At 57.5% G+C, this 16070-nt stretch carries 14 protein-coding genes; 6 read left to right on the top strand and 8 right to left on the bottom strand.

The window, feature by feature from the left end; all coding sequences use genetic code 11:
* Positions 1-86 precede the first annotated feature (86 nt).
* Positions 87-650, top strand: a complete 564-nt coding sequence (locus DK871_RS08815; protein WP_161904726.1) for a TetR/AcrR family transcriptional regulator — start codon at positions 87-89, stop codon at positions 648-650.
* Positions 651-706: 56 nt separating this feature from the next.
* The gene (locus DK871_RS08810) at positions 707-1186 is read left to right on the top strand and encodes a nuclear transport factor 2 family protein (protein WP_161904725.1); all 480 of its coding nucleotides are present in this window, start codon (positions 707-709) and stop codon (positions 1184-1186) included.
* 89 nt (positions 1187-1275) lie between these two features.
* Here the strand turns inward: DK871_RS08810 and DK871_RS08805 are convergent, their stop codons facing one another.
* Both DK871_RS08805 and DK871_RS08800 read right to left on the bottom strand, forming a co-directional pair.
* Positions 1276-2433, bottom strand: a complete 1158-nt coding sequence (locus tag DK871_RS08805) for a PQQ-dependent sugar dehydrogenase (RefSeq protein WP_161904724.1) — start codon at positions 2431-2433, stop codon at positions 1276-1278.
* A gap of 12 nt (positions 2434-2445) precedes the next feature.
* Positions 2446-2757 carry a hypothetical protein gene (locus DK871_RS08800; protein WP_161904723.1) on the bottom strand — a complete coding sequence of 104 codons (312 nt, stop codon included), beginning with the start codon at positions 2755-2757 and terminating at the stop codon, positions 2446-2448.
* Positions 2758-2942: 185 nt separating this feature from the next.
* Here DK871_RS08800 and DK871_RS08795 point away from each other — a divergent pair, with 185 nt between their 5' ends.
* Together DK871_RS08795 and ligD are read left to right on the top strand one after the other, a co-directional pair.
* Entirely contained in the window at positions 2943-3782 is an 840-nt protein-coding gene (locus tag DK871_RS08795) for a Ku protein (RefSeq protein WP_161904722.1), read from the top strand.
* A gap of 24 nt (positions 3783-3806) precedes the next feature.
* Positions 3807-6317 (top strand): DNA ligase D, encoded by a 2511-nt coding sequence (ligD, locus tag DK871_RS08790; RefSeq protein ID WP_161904721.1) that lies wholly within the window; start codon positions 3807-3809, stop codon positions 6315-6317.
* 18 nt (positions 6318-6335) lie between these two features.
* Here the strand turns inward: ligD and lpxO are convergent, their stop codons facing one another.
* A complete protein-coding gene (gene lpxO / locus DK871_RS08785) occupies positions 6336-7235 on the bottom strand; it encodes a lipid A hydroxylase LpxO (protein WP_161904720.1) in 900 nt (299 codons plus the stop codon).
* Between the two features lie 264 nt (positions 7236-7499).
* Positions 7500-8825: a Wzz/FepE/Etk N-terminal domain-containing protein gene (locus DK871_RS08780; protein ID WP_054895931.1), complete on the bottom strand. Its 1326-nt coding sequence runs from the start codon at positions 8823-8825 to the stop codon at positions 7500-7502.
* 340 nt (positions 8826-9165) lie between these two features.
* Here DK871_RS08780 and DK871_RS08775 point away from each other — a divergent pair, with 340 nt between their 5' ends.
* On the top strand, positions 9166-9552 hold the full coding sequence (locus tag DK871_RS08775; protein ID WP_161904719.1) for a TIGR03067 domain-containing protein: 387 nt from the start codon (positions 9166-9168) through the stop codon (positions 9550-9552).
* Positions 9553-9794: 242 nt separating this feature from the next.
* On the opposite strand, the gene DK871_RS08770 is transcribed toward DK871_RS08775, so the two are convergent.
* Positions 9795-10607 (bottom strand): bifunctional 2-polyprenyl-6-hydroxyphenol methylase/3-demethylubiquinol 3-O-methyltransferase UbiG, encoded by an 813-nt coding sequence (locus tag DK871_RS08770; RefSeq protein ID WP_161904718.1) that lies wholly within the window; start codon positions 10605-10607, stop codon positions 9795-9797.
* 154 nt (positions 10608-10761) lie between these two features.
* On the opposite strand from DK871_RS08770, the gene DK871_RS08765 reads away from it, so the two are divergent.
* A complete protein-coding gene (locus DK871_RS08765; RefSeq protein WP_161904717.1) occupies positions 10762-12000 on the top strand; it encodes an MFS transporter in 1239 nt (412 codons plus the stop codon).
* 260 nt (positions 12001-12260) lie between these two features.
* Here the strand turns inward: DK871_RS08765 and DK871_RS08760 are convergent, their stop codons facing one another.
* The 3 genes from DK871_RS08760 to DK871_RS08750 form a co-directional block, all read right to left on the bottom strand.
* The gene (locus DK871_RS08760) at positions 12261-13619 is read right to left on the bottom strand and encodes an efflux transporter outer membrane subunit (protein WP_218581367.1); all 1359 of its coding nucleotides are present in this window, start codon (positions 13617-13619) and stop codon (positions 12261-12263) included.
* A 122-nt stretch (positions 13620-13741) separates the two neighbouring features.
* Positions 13742-14482, bottom strand: a complete 741-nt coding sequence (locus DK871_RS08755) for an HAD family hydrolase (protein ID WP_161904716.1) — start codon at positions 14480-14482, stop codon at positions 13742-13744.
* Positions 14479-16056 carry a hypothetical protein gene (locus DK871_RS08750; protein WP_161904715.1) on the bottom strand — a complete coding sequence of 526 codons (1578 nt, stop codon included), beginning with the start codon at positions 16054-16056 and terminating at the stop codon, positions 14479-14481. Before DK871_RS08750 ends, DK871_RS08755 begins: the two co-directional genes overlap by 4 nt.
* Between the last annotated feature and the right edge of the window lie 14 nt (positions 16057-16070).

Here is a 16070-nt window from a genome sequence, read left to right as displayed (position 1 = left end):
TACACCATGAGGCTGCTCAGGTCTCGCGGTGGGTAATTTAAAAAAGCCCGTTGACCATGAAGAACGATCGTTCTACTGTACTCGAAATGAACGATATAACCCAAAACGAAACCCGCGACATCATCCTCGACGTCACCGAAAAGTTGATCTATCGCCACGGCATCGCTGCCACCGGCATGGACTTACTGGTGAAAACCGCCGGGGTGTCGAGAAAAAGTATCTACCGCTACTTCGCCAACAAGGATGAGTTGGTGGTGGCCGCCCTGCAACGCCGCGACGAGCGCTGGATGCAGTGGCTGCGCAGCGAAGTGGAACGCAGCGACGACAGCGGCGAGCGCCTGCTGGGGCTGTTCAGCGCGCTAAAGCGCTGGTTCGGCTCGGCAGATTTTCGCGGCTGCGCCTTTATCAATACCAGTGGCGAAACTGGCGACGCCCAAGACCCGGTGCGCCTGTTGGCCAAGGCCCATAAACGCAAACTGTTCGAGTACGTACTTGAACTGTGCCAAGCACATGGCACCCCCGCCCCGGAGCAGCAGGCCGCGCAACTGCTGATCCTGATCGATGGCGCCATTACCGTTGCCCTGGTCATGGGTGATTCAACAGCTGCCGATAATGCGCAATGCATGGCGCGAACCTTACTGCAACTGTGAACCCACAGCCCAGGCAACTTTTCGACCCAACCTTTAATTGCTTTGAGGAGACGCCCATGTCAGCCCAAGAAGAAGTCCGCCCGCCCCTGCCGCCGTTTACCCGCACGTCTGCCATCGAAAAAGTCCGCCTGGCCGAAGATGGCTGGAACTCCCGCGACCCGCAGCGCGTGTCCCTGGCCTACACCCTGGACACGAATTGGCGTAACCGCGCCGAATTCGTCCATAACCGCGAAGAAGCCAAGCAGTTCCTGACCCGCAAATGGGCCAAGGAGCTGGATTATCGACTGATCAAGGAACTGTGGGCCTTCACCGATAACCGCATCGCCGTGCGTTACGCCTATGAATGGCACGATGATTCGGGTAACTGGTACCGCTCGTACGGCAATGAGAACTGGGAGTTCGATGAGAACGGCTTGATGGCCTACCGCTTTGCTTGCATCAACGATATGCCGATCAAGGAGAGCGAGCGCAAATTCCATTGGCCGCTGGGCCGGCGCCCGGATGAGCATCCCGGCCTGTCAGAGCTGGGGCTATAACCCCGACTCTGCAGACCGAATGAGCTCCCACACTTGGATCGCGGGGCATCAATTGGATCTGCGTCTGCTGCCAGCCCCCTCCCACACGTTTAGTCCTGATTCAGCCCCACTCGATACAACACGCCGTCATCTTCATCTGTCAGCACATACAGAAAGCCATCCGGCCCCTGCCGCACATCGCGGATACGCGCTTTCAATTCGCCCAACAAGCGTTCCTCGTGGACCACCTTGTCACCCTCGAACTGCAAGCGAATCAGCTCCTGGCTGACCAGCGCACCGATAAACAGGTTGTGCTGCCAGGCCTTGAACCGGTCGCCGTCATAGAACGCCATGCCACTGATGCCCGGCGACTTCTCCCACACATGATGGGGTGCCACTGTGCCCTCTACCGTTTTGCCCTTCGCTTCAGGAATTGGCAGCAAAGAATAGTTGATGCCATGGGTCGCCAGCGGCCAACCGTAGTTCTTGCCGCGCTCGATGATATTGACTTCATCACCGCCACGGGGCCCGTGTTCATGTTCCCAGATCGTGCCGCTCCAGGGGTTCAGGGCCAGCCCCTGGGGGTTACGCTGCCCGTAGGACCATATTTCCGGACGCACGCCTGGCTGACCGACAAAGGGGTTGTCATCCGGCACCCGCCCATCCGGGTAGATGCGCACCACTTTACCTTGCAGCTTGTCCAGGTCCTGGGCCGTGGGGCGGTCGTTGTTTTCACCCAGGGTCACGAACAGGTAGCCATCACGGTCGAAAGCCAGGCGCGATCCGAAGTGGTTGCCGGTAGACAGCTTGGGCTCCTGGCGCAGAATCACCTTGAAGTCCTCCAAGCCGCTCAAGTCAGCCGCCAGGCGCCCACGCCCTACGGCAGTGCCGGCCTTGCCGCCCTCGCCACCGCCTTCGGCGTACGACAGGTACACCAGGCGGTCCTGCTTGAAGTCTGGCGACAGCACCACATCCAGCAACCCGCCCTGCCCTTTGGCCCACACCTGTGGCACGCCCTTCAAGGGCGCAGACAGCTTGCCGTCCGGGCTGACAAACCGCAGGTTTCCAGGCCGTTCAGTCACCAGGAAACCTTGCTGGTCGGGCAAAAACGCCAGCGCCCACGGATGGTCCAGGCCCTTGGCGATCGGTGTTGCGGTGATGCTGCCTTGCTCGCTGGGGAACTGTTGGCTATCGGCGGCATACACCGCGCTCAACGGCAGTAACGCGGTGGCGCACAAGGCGGCTAGCAGAGTTTTACGTACAAACATAAGGCGAAATCCTCAGCGGCGATTGCCGTTGGCATCATAGGTGGGCGCTTTGGGTGCAGTGGCCGGGCGGCTGGGGGCCGCCTCCTGCTTGGGGTAGCGGTTGCCGATGCCGCCGTTTTCCAGCGTCGGCCGCGGGTTGGCCGGGACAGGCTGAATACTGGGAACCGCCGGTGCATTGGGCTGGGTGCCCTGCATGCTATTGGGGTTGGCCCGGTGAATCGGGCCGTGGTCGCTGCTGCGGCCCGGCAGGTTTTGCGCCTGGGCCAACGGCGCAAGGGCCAGGCCCAGCGCCAGTGCTGCAAGATGACGTACACAAGGGTTCATGGCCAAACCTCTCTATGCCAGGTACTACGTGCTTTCGATAACACGCTACGCCGTGGGTTCGGGTTGTGACACTAAATAGTTTCTCATCAGGTGTAACACGATCTGTCCGAGCATCTATCCGCCGAAACTTTTGCCCTGCGCTGCGAGTCACCAGCACACAGGCTATTCGTTGAGGAATCACACCTATGCCACGGGCAATCTGGAAAGGCGCCATCAGTTTTGGCTTGGTTCATATCCCGGTATCGCTGGTCTCGGCGACCTCATCACAAGGCGTCGACTTTGACTGGCTGGACAAGCGCAGCATGGACCCGGTGGGCTACAAGCGCATCAACAAAACCACCGGCAAGGAAGTCACCAAGGAAAATATCGTCAAGGGCGTGGCCTTTGAAAAAGGGCGCTATGTGGTGCTCAGCGAAGACGAAATTCGCTCGGCCCACCCCAAGTCCACCCAGACCATCGAAATCATCGCCTTCGTCGCCAGCGACCAGATCCCCCTGCAAAACATCGACACGCCCTACTTCCTAGCCCCGGATAAACGCGGCGGCAAGGTCTACGCACTGCTGCGCGAAGCGCTGAAAAAAACCGGCAAGGTTGCCCTGGCCAATGTGGTGCTGCACACCAAGCAACACCTGGCTGCGTTGATGCCGCTGGAGTCGGCCCTGGTGCTGGTTATGCTGCGCTGGCCCGCCGAAGTGCGCAGCCTAGATGAATTGGAACTGGGCAGCGATGTGACAAAGCCGACCTTGGCCAAAGGTGAATTGGACATGGCCAAGCGCCTGGTGGAAGACATGAGCGCCGACTGGCAGCCCGATGAATACCGTGACAGCTTCCAGGACAAGATCCGGGCGCTGGTGGCGAAGAAGGCCAAGGCCGGCAAGATCGAAGACGTGGAAACGGCCGAAGGCGGCGAAGAGCGCAAGTCCGCCGATGTCATCGACCTGACCGAACTGCTCAAACGCAGCCTGGCGGGTAAACCTGCGGCGAAAAAAACCGCCGCAAAAAAATCCAATAACAAGGCCTCTTGAGCCTGCCATTGACGGGAGAACAACATGGCAAAGCCCCTGAGCGAGTACAACCGCAAGCGTGATTTCAAGATCACCGCCGAACCCGCCGGCAGCTCACCCAGCAAACGTAAAGCCTCGGCCTTAAGCTTTGTGATCCAAAAGCATGATGCGCGCAACCTGCATTACGACTTTCGCCTGGAACTCGATGGCGTGCTGTTGAGCTGGGCGGTGCCCAAGGGCCCAAGCCTGGACCCGAGCCAGAAGCGCCTGGCGGTGCATGTTGAAGACCACCCACTGAGCTATGGCAGTTTCGAGGGCAGCATTCCCGCCGGCCAATACGGCGCGGGGGATGTGATCGTGTGGGACCGAGGCATCTGGCAACCCCACGATGACCCGCGCAAGGCCTACGCGGCGGGCAAGCTCAAATTCACCCTGGTGGGTGAGAAGCTCTCCGGTGACTGGGCCCTGGTACGAACCCGGCTCAAGGGCAGCGGCGACAAGGAACAATGGCTGTTGATCAAGGAAAACGATCAACAAGCGCGCCCGGCCTCTGAATTCGATATTGTCGAGGCTGAACCCGCCAGCGTGCTCAGCGATGCGGTGGTGGGTAAGCCAAAAGCCAAGGCCAAACCCAAGGCCGCGCCAAAAGCCAAAGCACCCAAGCGTACCGCTGCCCTGCCGGATGAGTTCGCCCCTCAACTGGCAACCCTGGTGGACCGGGCGCCCGAAGGTGACTGGCGCTACGAGATCAAGTTCGACGGCTACCGCATCATGGCGCGCATTCGCGACGGCGAAGTGCGGCTGTTCACCCGCAACGGCCACGACTGGACCGAGCGCCTGCCGCGTCAGTGCAAAGCCTTGCAAGCCCTCAAGCTCAAGGACAGTTGGCTGGATGGCGAAGTGGTGAGCCTCAATGGCGACGGGTTGCCGGATTTCCAGGCGCTGCAAAACGCATTCGATATCGGCCGCAGCCTGGACATCGTCTATTACCTGTTCGACGCCCCGTTTCTGAACGGCCGCGACCAACGTGAAGACCCTGTCGAAGAGCGTCGCGCTGCGCTTAAATCCGCGCTTTCTGGCAGCCGAAGCAAACTGCTGCGCTTCTCCGAAGCCTTTGCCGCCAGCCAGCGCGATATTTTCGAAAGCGCCTGTGACCTGGCTCTCGAAGGCGTTATCGGCAAGCGTGCCGGCAGCCCCTACGTGTCGCGACGCAGTGACAACTGGATCAAGCTCAAATGCCGCCTGCGCCAGGAATTCGTGATTGTCGGCTACACCCGCCCTCAGGGTTCGCGCAGCGGCTTTGGTGCGCTGCTGCTGGCGGTCAACGATGAGGCCGGCCTGGTGTATGCCGGGCGCGTGGGCACAGGTTTTGATCAGGCGGCGCTGAAAAGCATCTATGCCAAGCTCACCCCACTTGAGCGCAAGGACTCGCCACTGCAAAAGCCATTGACCAGTGCCCAGGCCCGTGGCGTGCATTGGGTTGAGCCGAGCCTGGTCGGAGAAGTGCAATTTGCCGAATGGACCCGTGAGGGCGTGGTGCGCCAGGCCGCGTTTGTGGGCCTGCGTACCGACAAGCCAGCCTCGCAAATCGTTCATGAACAGCCGCGAGCGGCCAAGTCCGTCAAGGCACCCGAGGCATCGAAAGCCGGTAAAGCCCAGGCAACGGTGAAGAACGTGAAAATTACTCACCCCGAGCGCGTTATCGACAAGCACAGCGGCACGCAAAAACAGCAACTGGCGCAGTTCTACACCGATATCAGTGAATGGATCCTGCCGTTTCTGCGCGCACGTGCGGTGTCACTGCTGCGGGCGCCGGAAGGGATCGAAGGTGAGCAGTTCTTCCAAAAACACTCTGAGCGCATGGCCATCCCTCACATCAAGCAATTGGACCAGGCGCTGGATCCAGGCCATGCGCGCCTGATGGAAATAGACGGCGTGGATGCTCTGGTCGGCGCCGTGCAAATGGGCGCGGTCGAGTTTCACACCTGGGGTGCCACCGCAGACAAGATCGAAACGCCCGACCTGTTCGTGCTCGATCTCGACCCGGACCCAGCCTTGCCCTGGAAAGCCATGCTGGAAGCGGCCCAACTGACCCTGTCGGTACTGGATGAACTGGGCTTGCAGGCGTTCGTTAAAACCAGCGGCGGCAAGGGCCTGCATTTGATCGTGCCGTTGGCCCGGCGCGATGGCTGGGACACCGTGAAGGCGTTCGCCAAAGCCATTGCCCAATTCATGACCCGCCAACTGCCCGAACGCTTTACCGCCACCAGCGGCCCGAAGAACCGCGTGGGCAAGATCTTTATCGATTACCTGCGCAACGCCCGTGGCGCCAGTACCGTGGCGGCGTATTCAGTGCGGGCACGCCCGGGCCTGCCAGTGTCGGTGCCGGTGAGTCGAGAGGAGTTGAAAGGGTTGCGTGGCGCCCAGCAGTGGACAGTGGCGAACCTGCACCAGCGGTTGCAGGCATTGAAGGACGACCCCTGGGCGGGGTATGCCAATCGGCAGAAGATCAGCAAAAAGATGTGGGACAAGCTGGGCGCGGAGCCACCCGGGTGATCCGCGCCCTGAGCCAAGTCAGATAAGAATGAAGATCAGTGCCAGACCGGCAAAGATTGCCCACTTTTCCAGGTAGTAGCGCGTGCGATTGCGCTTTTTAAGCTCTTTGCCACGTAGGCGAATCTTGTACAAGCGAGTGAAGGCACGGTTGAGGCCGCCGGTCTTGTCGCCCTCGTCGTTGGGCGAGCCCGCGGCCGCCATCACGTTGCGGCTGAACCAACGGTTGAACGCTGCCGCCCAGCGGTACTTCATCGGCCGTTCGATGTCGCAGAACAGAATAAGGCGGTTCTGTTGCGTGGTGTTTTCCGCGTAGTGAATGTAAGTCTCGTCAAACATCACCGGCTCGCCGTCGCGCCAGTAATAGTTTTCACCATCCACGTTGATATAGCAGCCTGGATCGTTAGGCGTATCCAGCCCCAAGTGATAGCGGTAGGAACCTGCATACGGGTCACGGTGACGCACCAGCTTGGAGCCCGGAGGCAGCTCGGCGAACATCGCCGCCTTGATCGAGCCGATGCTCTGCACCAGTTCGGTGGTGCGGGGGCACAGCTTCATCGCCGAAGGGTGGCTGTCGCCGTACCACTTGAGATAGAAGCGCTTCCAGCCAGTCTTGAAGAACGAGTTGAAACCTACGTCGTTGTATTGCTCCGAGCGCTTGATCTCCCCTGCCCGCATCAGATTCTGGCCTTCTTCGCGGATCTCTTCCCAGTGTTCCTGCAATGGGCTCAGGTCTGGGAAGTCGCTGGGCGAGAGATAGGGACGGCTAGGCTGCTTGGAGAACAGGTACAGGAAACAGTTGATCGGCGCCAGGAACGTCGAGTGATCGCTAAGCTGGCGACCCAGCTTGTGTCGCACCCGACCGCGCAGGTGTACATACGCGATGGAAGCAACGTAGAGAGCAACAATGATGAGTTTCAAGGGATTCGTCACACGTCAGGGAGAGAACAGGCTGCTCCTGCGGGCTCACAACGGCCGAGGATGGATAAGCAGCACCTGAAATCACAATTCACATACAGGCAACACGGCCGGCGGGCTAACCGCCTGCGTGTAACCATTGGCGGTTATTTAGCCACACTTTGTAACCAAAGGTTAACTAAGAATTGTGAAAAGCTGTCTACTGAGTGTGCTGGGGGTATGGGCAGGCAGGCCCTTGAGCCTGCCTGTTTGAGGGCGTTTGCAGGGTTACAGCGGCGAATCTTTACCCTCGCGGCGATCACCTAATGCCGTATAGGGGACGGCCTGAGTGCGGCTGCGAACGAAGTAGCGGATCAGCGCAATCATCAGGCCCAGCAGCAGGCCACCCACGAGACTCAACGCGATGACCAGCGGCTTTTTCGGCTTGATCGGCGACAGAGGCTCCTGGGCTCGACGGTCAATCGTCACCAGTTTGAGGTTGCTCATGTCGATGTTCAAACCCCGCAACCTGGCGACTTCAGCGCGAAGCGGCTCGACGTCCTGCAAGAAGATGTCTTCATTGCCACGCTTGCGCAACACTTCAACCTCACGGTTGCTTTCCAGCAGTTGCAGGTCTTTGCCGATCTCGGCAATGCGCGGGTTGGTAAAGTCATCGCTGGTACGCTGTTGCAGTGCGGCGCGCTCAGCTTCCAACGCCTCGGTCCCCATGAAATACAGCGGGATCTTCTGGTTGTTCACCTCGGTACGCATGACCTGGCTCGAACCCGTGCGGGTGGAGTCGGCCATGGAGGACGGCGTTGTCGGTGTACGGATGCCCATGGACTTGGCAATGCTGATGGCTTCGGCCAACTCGGCCAGGCGGTTGGTGCGTTCCATCTTCATCTGCAGGCGCAAAGCGCTGAGCTCATCCTGCAGTTGAGCACGCTTGAGCCGGTCGGCTTCCAGCAGCTTGGCGATCTTGGATTCTTTATCGGTATCGTAGTTGGCGCGGGCGGCGTCGATCTTGCCCTTGAGCTCGCTCAAACGGTTATTGACGATAACCTTAAGGTCAGCACCCACCTGCTGACGCTCGGCGGCAATGGCGTAGTCCACAAAACCGTTGAGGATCGCGACACCATCGACGTCGGTCGGGTATTGCAACTCCAGACGGATATAGCTACTCAACGAATCGGACTTCTTGGGATCGGGCAAAATCAGATTGACCGAATTGCGGTTGAACGCCTCAAAGCTCTGCTCAAGGGTTTGCCCCGGTTTCTTGAATGCCTTGAACAACTCCTCATGGTCCTTGAAGAACCCCAGGCGCGCATCATAAGAGTCCAGCTGTGCACCCACTTTGAGCAACGCATCGGCAGGCGGCAACTTATACACTTCCGAACGGTTCAAGGCGTCTAGCTCGTTGATTGCAGCAGGCCGCAACACACTGCTGACTTCATAGGTCTTGGGTGCCAGGAAGGCATAACCTGCGCCTAATACCCCGGCCAGAAGCGTACACCCGACCACCAGCTTTTTTTGTCGCCAGATGGCGTGAAACAATTCAAATAAATCAATTTCATCAGACGCTGCGGAAGGCGGAAGCGGGGAAGTACGATTCAAAATAAGAACACCTTAAAATAATACTAAAAGGCCATCATTCTCAGAAGTCTGAATGACTTCAAAAATCAGGGACAACGCCCTGGATACGGCAGACCAATGGCGATGTGACCACTCAGTCCCCTGAAATATCCCACAAACTTAGGGATTATTTCGGTTTCATTTCGGTGAGTAAGCCAAATGACACAGCCATGTCAGACTGATCTGGTTGCAAGCGTAGTCAATACAACATGAAAAAGCTGTCAAATACCTGTCTTATAAAGAAAAAAATTTCGCCTACAGGTGGAACAGTGTCAGCCTCAATACAATTGAACATTTTTTTGAACAGCAATAAGGAGTTTGCATGTCACCGCTTTCAGCCTCCGACTTTCACGCACTGCAAGGCACTTGGGAACAAACAGCCCTTGAAGACAGTGGCGTGCTCAACCCCGTGGATGCCCACAGCGCGCCAGGAGCGATCACGACAATTGCAGGGGATCGCTTCGAAGTGACGACGGTCAGTGGCGAAATATTATTGGCGGGTCGGTTCGTACTGGACGCCAGTACCACGCCCAAAAGCATTACCTGGACAGACGACATAGGTGATGACGCAGGCAAGCAGCTCCCCGCCAGTTACCGGCTCGACGGCGATGATTTCGTATTTATCGCAGCGGATGAAGGCATGCCCAGGCCCACCGTGTTCAGCACCGGCCCGGGGCAAACCATGCGCACTTTCGTGCGGCGCTCATGAATGCCCCTCTGTAGGAGCGAGCTTGCTCGCGAAAAACCCACAGACGCCGCGTTCATTCAGGCAACACGCGTTACCGTTAACGTTTTTCGCGAGCAAGCTCGCTCCTACACGTCATCCGATTTGATCACGGCATTTTCACAAGGCCTTCACTTTTCGATCTATAAGGTCAGGCCTACCTACTCCAGTGAATCCCTTGGCCCGCCTTCTCCTCGCGGGCCTTTTTTTGCGTGCGCAAACCGTGATCAGCCATCACGCCTGGTTGCTGTCAGGGTAAAGCACAGGGGCAGTTGCGCGGCCTGATGCTCATATTGATCGTAGAGTTCTTCCCGGTTGCAATGCGGATATTCCTGCAAATGAGCGATCTGCAACTGCGCTGCGATAGCTCCGCTGACCACACTGCCCAGGGTATGCACATACCAATAGGACGTCGGCCCGGGCCGCTCCTCCTTCCCTTCATAGACAATTGCCTCCTGCAGCACACAGGGTTCACGCTGGAAGTAAGAACTGGCAGGCAACATCGGGTTGGCCCCACAGGGGTCAAACACCTCAAGAAAGGGATGGGTTTCGTACATGACCAACGTGCCGCCGGGCTTCAGCACACTGGCAACCTGGCGCATGAACAGCGCCACATCCGGCATCCAACCCAGCACGCCAATGGTCACCAGGGCAATATCGAACCGTGCCTGCAAACGCTCGGGCAAATGGTGGATATCGGTCTCAATGAACTCAGGGCTGTGTGGCGAGACCTCGGCCAATTCCCGCGCCTGTTCAAGAAACGCCCCGGACTGATCAACCCCCACCACCGAACGCGCCCCCAAGCCATACAACGAAAGGCTTTCGCGCCCGTTGTTGCAGCACAACTGCACCACGTCCTTGCCCACCACGCCCGCTTCTTGCAGCAAGGTGGTGAGGGTCGGGTCAAGGCAGGAAAAATCAGGCTTGGCTACCGAGGCCAGCAGTGCCGCCCAGGTCGCGGTATTTTTGTGCAACCCGGCGGATTCGTCCCAGGCATTTCTATTGCTGGCGATCGCCTCTTGCGCTGAGGGCATGTCCATTGCTTCTCCAGAAATTCATTACTGTGGGCTTTGGAAAGTAAGTTAAATGCGCGCAGGAGGAAAGCCTCCCCGACCGCGAAACTTATCACCCAGCCCACAGGTCACTAACCCAACGCGCGTTCAGCCCCTGAACGCCGCTCTTGAAGGTCGCACCGTGGCCCGTCATTCAGACCTGCGCATCGCTTTATCCCTGGACAGCCTGAACTTCTTTCTCGCCGATGTGCGCGACGGTCTCGGACCGTACCTGGCGATCTACCTGTTGGCCGTGCATCAATGGGAGCCGGCCAGTATTGGTGTGGTCATGACCCTGGCAGGCATCGCTGCCTTGCTGACCCAAGGCCCTGCGGGTGCGCTGATCGACCGCACCCGCAGCAAACGCGCGGTGGTTGCCATCGCCGCGCTGCTGGTGACGGGCAGTTGCCTGATGCTGCCCTTCGTCAGTTCATTTGGCTGGGTGGCGTTGACCCAGGCCGCCAGCGCCGTAGCTGCCTCTGTCTTTGCCCCGGCAATTTCCGCCATCTCGCTGGGGATCACCGGGCCGCGCGCCTTCACCCGGCGTACCGGGCGCAACGAAACCTTCAACCACGCCGGCAATGCCGTGGCCGCTTTACTGGCCGGCGGTCTGGCCTACCTGTTCGGGCCGGTGGCGGTGTTCTACCTGATGGCCTTTATGGCGGTCGCCAGTGTTATTGCGGTCAGTTGCGTGCCGGCCAAGGCGATTGACCATGAGGTCGCCCGTGGTTTCGATCCGGCCCATCACACCGACCATGAACAACCCTTGGGCCTGAACGCGTTGCTGGCCAACCAACCGCTGCTACTGTTCGCCATCTGCTGCGCACTGTTTCACCTGGCCAATGCCGCAATGCTGCCGCTGGTCAGCCAGAAACTGGCGCAAATCAATCTGCAGATGGCCACCCCGCTGACTTCAGCCTGCATTGTCGCCGCACAGTTGGTGATGGTGCCGATGGCCTGGCTGGTCGGGCTCAAGGCCGATATCTGGGGGAGAAAGCCTTTGCTGCTTGCCGGTTTCCTGATACTGCCGCTGCGTGGCGTGCTCTATACCTTGTCCAGCGACCCCTACTGGCTGGTGGCCGTGCAGATGCTCGACGGTATCGGCGCCGGCATTTTCGGTGCCCTGTTCCCGGTGATCGTCAAGGACCTGACCCAAGGCACCGGGCGCTTCAACGTCAGCCTGGGCGCCCTCTCCACGGTATTTGGCCTGGGCGCGGCACTCAGTAGCAGCCTGGCCGGTTTCGTGGTGCAGCAGGCTGGCTACAACGCGGCCTTCCTGACGTTGGCGGCGGTTGCCGCCGTTGCCTTGATGCTGTTGTGGCTGGCCATGCCGGAGACCTTGGCAAAACCATCCTTCGCTCGCCATACAACTGTCGCCTGACATATGCGCAATGCGCGTCAAACTCCAACACAACCCCCCAATTTTGTGTTCGGCGACCGGGCGTCCTCAATACTGGTTAGTCAGTAACGATCCCGGCGCGGATATTGAAAACAGTTCGTCCAGCAACTGAAGCGAGTTCGACCGTTGGCTGCCTTCAGCCCGGATTCGGTGGCCGCAAGATCCTCCTGATCATCTTCGAGTGGTCGCCTGGCTGAGTACAGAGGAGGAAATCGCTCGTCTCTTCTGCCATAGCCGGACTTTTAGGGCAAAGACGCATCTCCGCCCAGTGACTGATACAAGGTGTTCAGATTCTGCAACTGGCTCAACCTCGCTTGCGCAAGTTGCAGCTCAGCATTTCGGTGCGACTCCTGAGCATCAAGCCAAAATCGCAAAGCAACTGCGCCGGCGCGATAGCGGATCTCATACAAGCGTTCCGCCTCACCCGCAGCGACTACGTTCAGCGCCTGAAGCTCAGCCTGCTCAGCCAGATGGCTACGTGCAGACAACGAATTCTCGACATCTGCAAAGGCCTGATAAAGCGTCTGGCGAAACTCTATGACCGCACTTTCATATTGGACCTGCGCAATTTCAGTATTGAAACGCAAGGCCTTGAGGTCGAGAAATGGTAGCGCCAGACCCGCGCCCAGCGTAGCCACTGGATTGGCCAACACGCTACTCAGCGTGTCACTGGTGGAGCCCATGGCACCTGTCAGCGTCAAAGTCGGATAATAACTGGTGCGCACAACATCTACGTTTGTCAGACTCTGCCGCAAATTGAGCTCTGCTGAGCGCAGGTCCGGGCGACGGCTCAAGAGCGCCGCAGGTAATCCCTCCTCTACGGCAGGTAGTGCCCCCATGGGTAACGCCTGAGGCTCCTGGCCCAGCACTTCCTCCAGAATATTGGTCGCAGGTGCCGTGTTGAACAGTATCGCCAGCGCGTTGCGCGTCTCGACTTGCGCTTGTCGCAGTTGAGAAAGGCTGCTTCGCTGGGTCAGCACCGTTTGCTCCGCCTCACGTCTTTCCAGCGCCGAAACTGCGCCCGCAACTGATTGAGCCTGTACGAGTTGTTGCGTCCGCTGTGCGGTCGATAAACTTTTTTCGGCCGAGGCGACGCGCTGGTTGAAATACGCCAGCCTCCAATAGAGATCGGCCGTCGTACCCACGACGTTGAGGCGTACAGTTTCGCGATCCGACTGGGATGCTTCCAATGCCCAACGAGCGATATCTCGCTCGCGAGAGAGGCGCCCCCAGAGGTCGACCGTGTAACTCACCCCAACTCTCATCGAGCTGGAGCGGGTATTTGGATACCGGTCACCGTCGAGTCGACGCCCATTTGCGGCGTTTACGTTTCCTTGAGGACCAAACTGCAGTGGATCACCGGCCAGCGCAGCCACTAATTGAGCCTCTCGCACATTTAACGCGGCTTTGGCCAAATCGTTATTGCGTGCCAAAGCCGAGTCAATAAGCCGATTGAGCTTCGGGTCATAAAAACGTTGCCACCAGGGCGAGCCACTCGCGCCCCCAAGTGCTCCTGCTTGTTTCCCGCCGGCATAAGCCCACTGGTCGGGCACTCCCGGTGTCTTCTTTTCGGAAGGTCCACCCGAGCACGCGATCAACATGAGCGTTGCGCCAGTTATCAGGCACAACCTCACGCCATGCACGCCGACAGCAGCCACTCCAGCCTCAGTATCCTGTCGGGAAGACACGTGCGCACTGATGCATTTCGCCAAAATATGCATGATCAGTATTGAACGTCTCTGGAGGCAGAAACTGCCATCGACATTTGCGCAAGCAGCGACGGCAATTGCGATATATCGTTGATAAGCGGCACCGAGTGTCGAACAGAAACAGGGGCAGCCTTGTTTCCTTCCGCTATCCAAACTGCACGCATACCTGACTCGATAGGCGCCAATACGTCTTTATGCCACGTGTCGCCGACAAACACGACCTGCTCCGGGACCGCGCCTATGCGCCTGAGCAGTATTTCGAAAAATACAGGGTGAGGCTTCCTGAAACCAATCTCGCTGGAGATGATAACGGCAGAGAACTCATCGGCAATGGCTGCTCGCTGGAGAGACTCGATTCTGACTTTAGAGGAACGTAAAGTATTGGAAGCCAGGCCGATCTTGTAACCTTGGCTCTTGATTTCACGCACTGCCGCCGCTGCAGCGGGAGTTACTTCACCGTCGCCGAGCTGTCGGAGAAAAGAGTCAACAACATGCTGTGTACCCACAAACGGGATATTGAGTTCACGTAACACATCGTGAAGGATCGTGCACAGACTGACGTCCAGCCCCAACGCTCTACCACGCTCATCGGCCCCTTCCCAACTTCGCTGCAATATGTGAAGAAATTGCTCGCGCTGTTGTGGGGGCAGCACACGTGAAAAATACGCACCCAGGTTGTTGCAGGTTACCCGTGGACTGGGTAAAGCGAGCGTTCCGCCGTAATCAAATATCACCCATTTTTCTTCGATGCTCATTTTGGACTTCCAGCCTGTTCAAGATAGGTTTCGTAATAAGCGTCATAAATGCCCGACTCCAGCAGCACGTCATCCACTTGATTCAAGTTAATACCGGTGCAGAACTTCTCCGGCGTTCTAATGCCACTCGCCAACAGAATCAGCACTGCGGAGCGGAAAATATCACCGGCTTTATTGGGAATCGAATCAGACTCAAACAAGTTGACCGATCGACCATCCCCCAATTGATAAAATACTCGTCCACCGGCCAATCGATATTCGTTACCGAATCCGGGAATATTGACAATCTGCTGTTTACCAAGATTCTTATTTATTTCGGACAGATCCCGAGTCGCAATACCGGTCAAATAGCAACCGTTTGGAATCAGGTCTAGATCCTCTGCGCCTATAGAAACTTCGCCGGAACAACCCACCACCAACATTGGCTTATGCTGTTCAAGAGCGGCTCTCAACGAGGAGAATGTACGGAAACCTTCTTCAGCTGCACAGATAAGCGGAATTTTATGTACATCGACGACTACAACCTGACAGCCAATAGATCGAAACTTCTGAGCCAATGGCCGTCCGGCATTCCCGTAACCGGCAATAATCACCGTTCTACCGGAAAATTTTTCGTCACCTAGCATGTGCCTGACTCTTCTGAAACAGGCATCGGATATTTCGGGATAAACCAACGCTGTTTTGAGTTTCGATCGCGCCAGGTCCAATATCGGCATGGAGAGCGAAGCCAGCTTGCTCAAGCGCTTGATACCGATGATTGTCAGTTCGATCGTGAAATCGATCAGATGCTGTCGCTGCCCGAACACCATTGGCATCAACGCGCCGTCGTCGATCAGGATAACTCGGCGTCCCGCAGCCTTGGCCTGGAGCACAAACTGCTCAATCAATCCATAAACCGATGAAGTGTTTTCATCGAAGGCTTTTGAGTCAAACGCGGCGTTGTCAAACAAGCCAACATTGAAATGCAGGCTCTTGAGGTAAGATGCAATCCTGTCGCGCTTCAGCGTACGGTCCCCCTTGGACAAGGCAAATATCCAGCGAGGATTGATACCGGAGTCTTTGCATGACAGAAGAAATCCCAGGTTATCTTCCAGAAAGTGATCGCGAAATATCAGCGCAACGTTATCGCTCTCAAAATTATGCTGCGCACTCACGCTCGCTAAAAGTGGAAACCCACCGCGGATAAGATCCACTTCGTCACTGGAGTACGATGAACAGTAAACGCGCAAAAAATCAACGGCAAGCAGATAGGCTTGATTCGATATCGCATCCGAATTCCGAGAAATAATCATGATATCCGTCATCTGATGACGGGCTGCAAAGGGCGATGACACTGCCGTTCTTTTCGCATCGGCAGACTTGGCTGCAATTGTTATCTCGCAGGATTTATGTGAAAAAACGACATGCGACAGACCTCGACTGACCTCCCAGTCGGACGCCGTAAAAAATATATCCAGGGTTTGAACGATTGCTTCAATCAATTGCTCGGGCTCACCCTGACACTGAAAGGCCTCAAAGGTCCCGCGTTCAATATCCGAAGCGATGTGTTGGTCCAACTGAACGATACTTTCCATAATTCCCTTTGACC

The organism is Pseudomonas sp. L13 (assembly GCF_009935965.1).
GTDB lineage: Bacteria > Pseudomonadota > Gammaproteobacteria > Pseudomonadales > Pseudomonadaceae > Aquipseudomonas > Aquipseudomonas lactis.
This window is presented reverse-complemented; position numbering and strand designations above follow the sequence as displayed.

Bases quoted from the DNA above. Each gene is read 5' to 3' on its own strand.
- DK871_RS08770 (WP_161904718.1), bottom strand. From the start codon at position 10,607: ATGGACATGCCCTCAGCGCAAGAGGCGATCGCCAGCAATAGAAATGCC.
- DK871_RS08750 (WP_161904715.1), bottom strand. From the start codon at position 16,056: ATGGAAAGTATCGTTCAGTTGGACCAACACATCGCTTCGGATATTGAA.
- DK871_RS08755 (WP_161904716.1), bottom strand. From the start codon at position 14,482: ATGAGCATCGAAGAAAAATGGGTGATATTTGATTACGGCGGAACGCTC.
- DK871_RS08775 (WP_161904719.1), top strand. From the start codon at position 9,166: ATGTCACCGCTTTCAGCCTCCGACTTTCACGCACTGCAAGGCACTTGG.
- DK871_RS08800 (WP_161904723.1), bottom strand. From the start codon at position 2,757: ATGAACCCTTGTGTACGTCATCTTGCAGCACTGGCGCTGGGCCTGGCC.
- ligD (WP_161904721.1), top strand. From the start codon at position 3,807: ATGGCAAAGCCCCTGAGCGAGTACAACCGCAAGCGTGATTTCAAGATC.
- DK871_RS08795 (WP_161904722.1), top strand. From the start codon at position 2,943: ATGCCACGGGCAATCTGGAAAGGCGCCATCAGTTTTGGCTTGGTTCAT.
- DK871_RS08760 (WP_218581367.1), bottom strand. From the start codon at position 13,619: ATGTTGATCGCGTGCTCGGGTGGACCTTCCGAAAAGAAGACACCGGGA.
- DK871_RS08815 (WP_161904726.1), top strand. From the start codon at position 87: ATGAACGATATAACCCAAAACGAAACCCGCGACATCATCCTCGACGTC.
- DK871_RS08810 (WP_161904725.1), top strand. From the start codon at position 707: ATGTCAGCCCAAGAAGAAGTCCGCCCGCCCCTGCCGCCGTTTACCCGC.
- DK871_RS08805 (WP_161904724.1), bottom strand. From the start codon at position 2,433: ATGTTTGTACGTAAAACTCTGCTAGCCGCCTTGTGCGCCACCGCGTTA.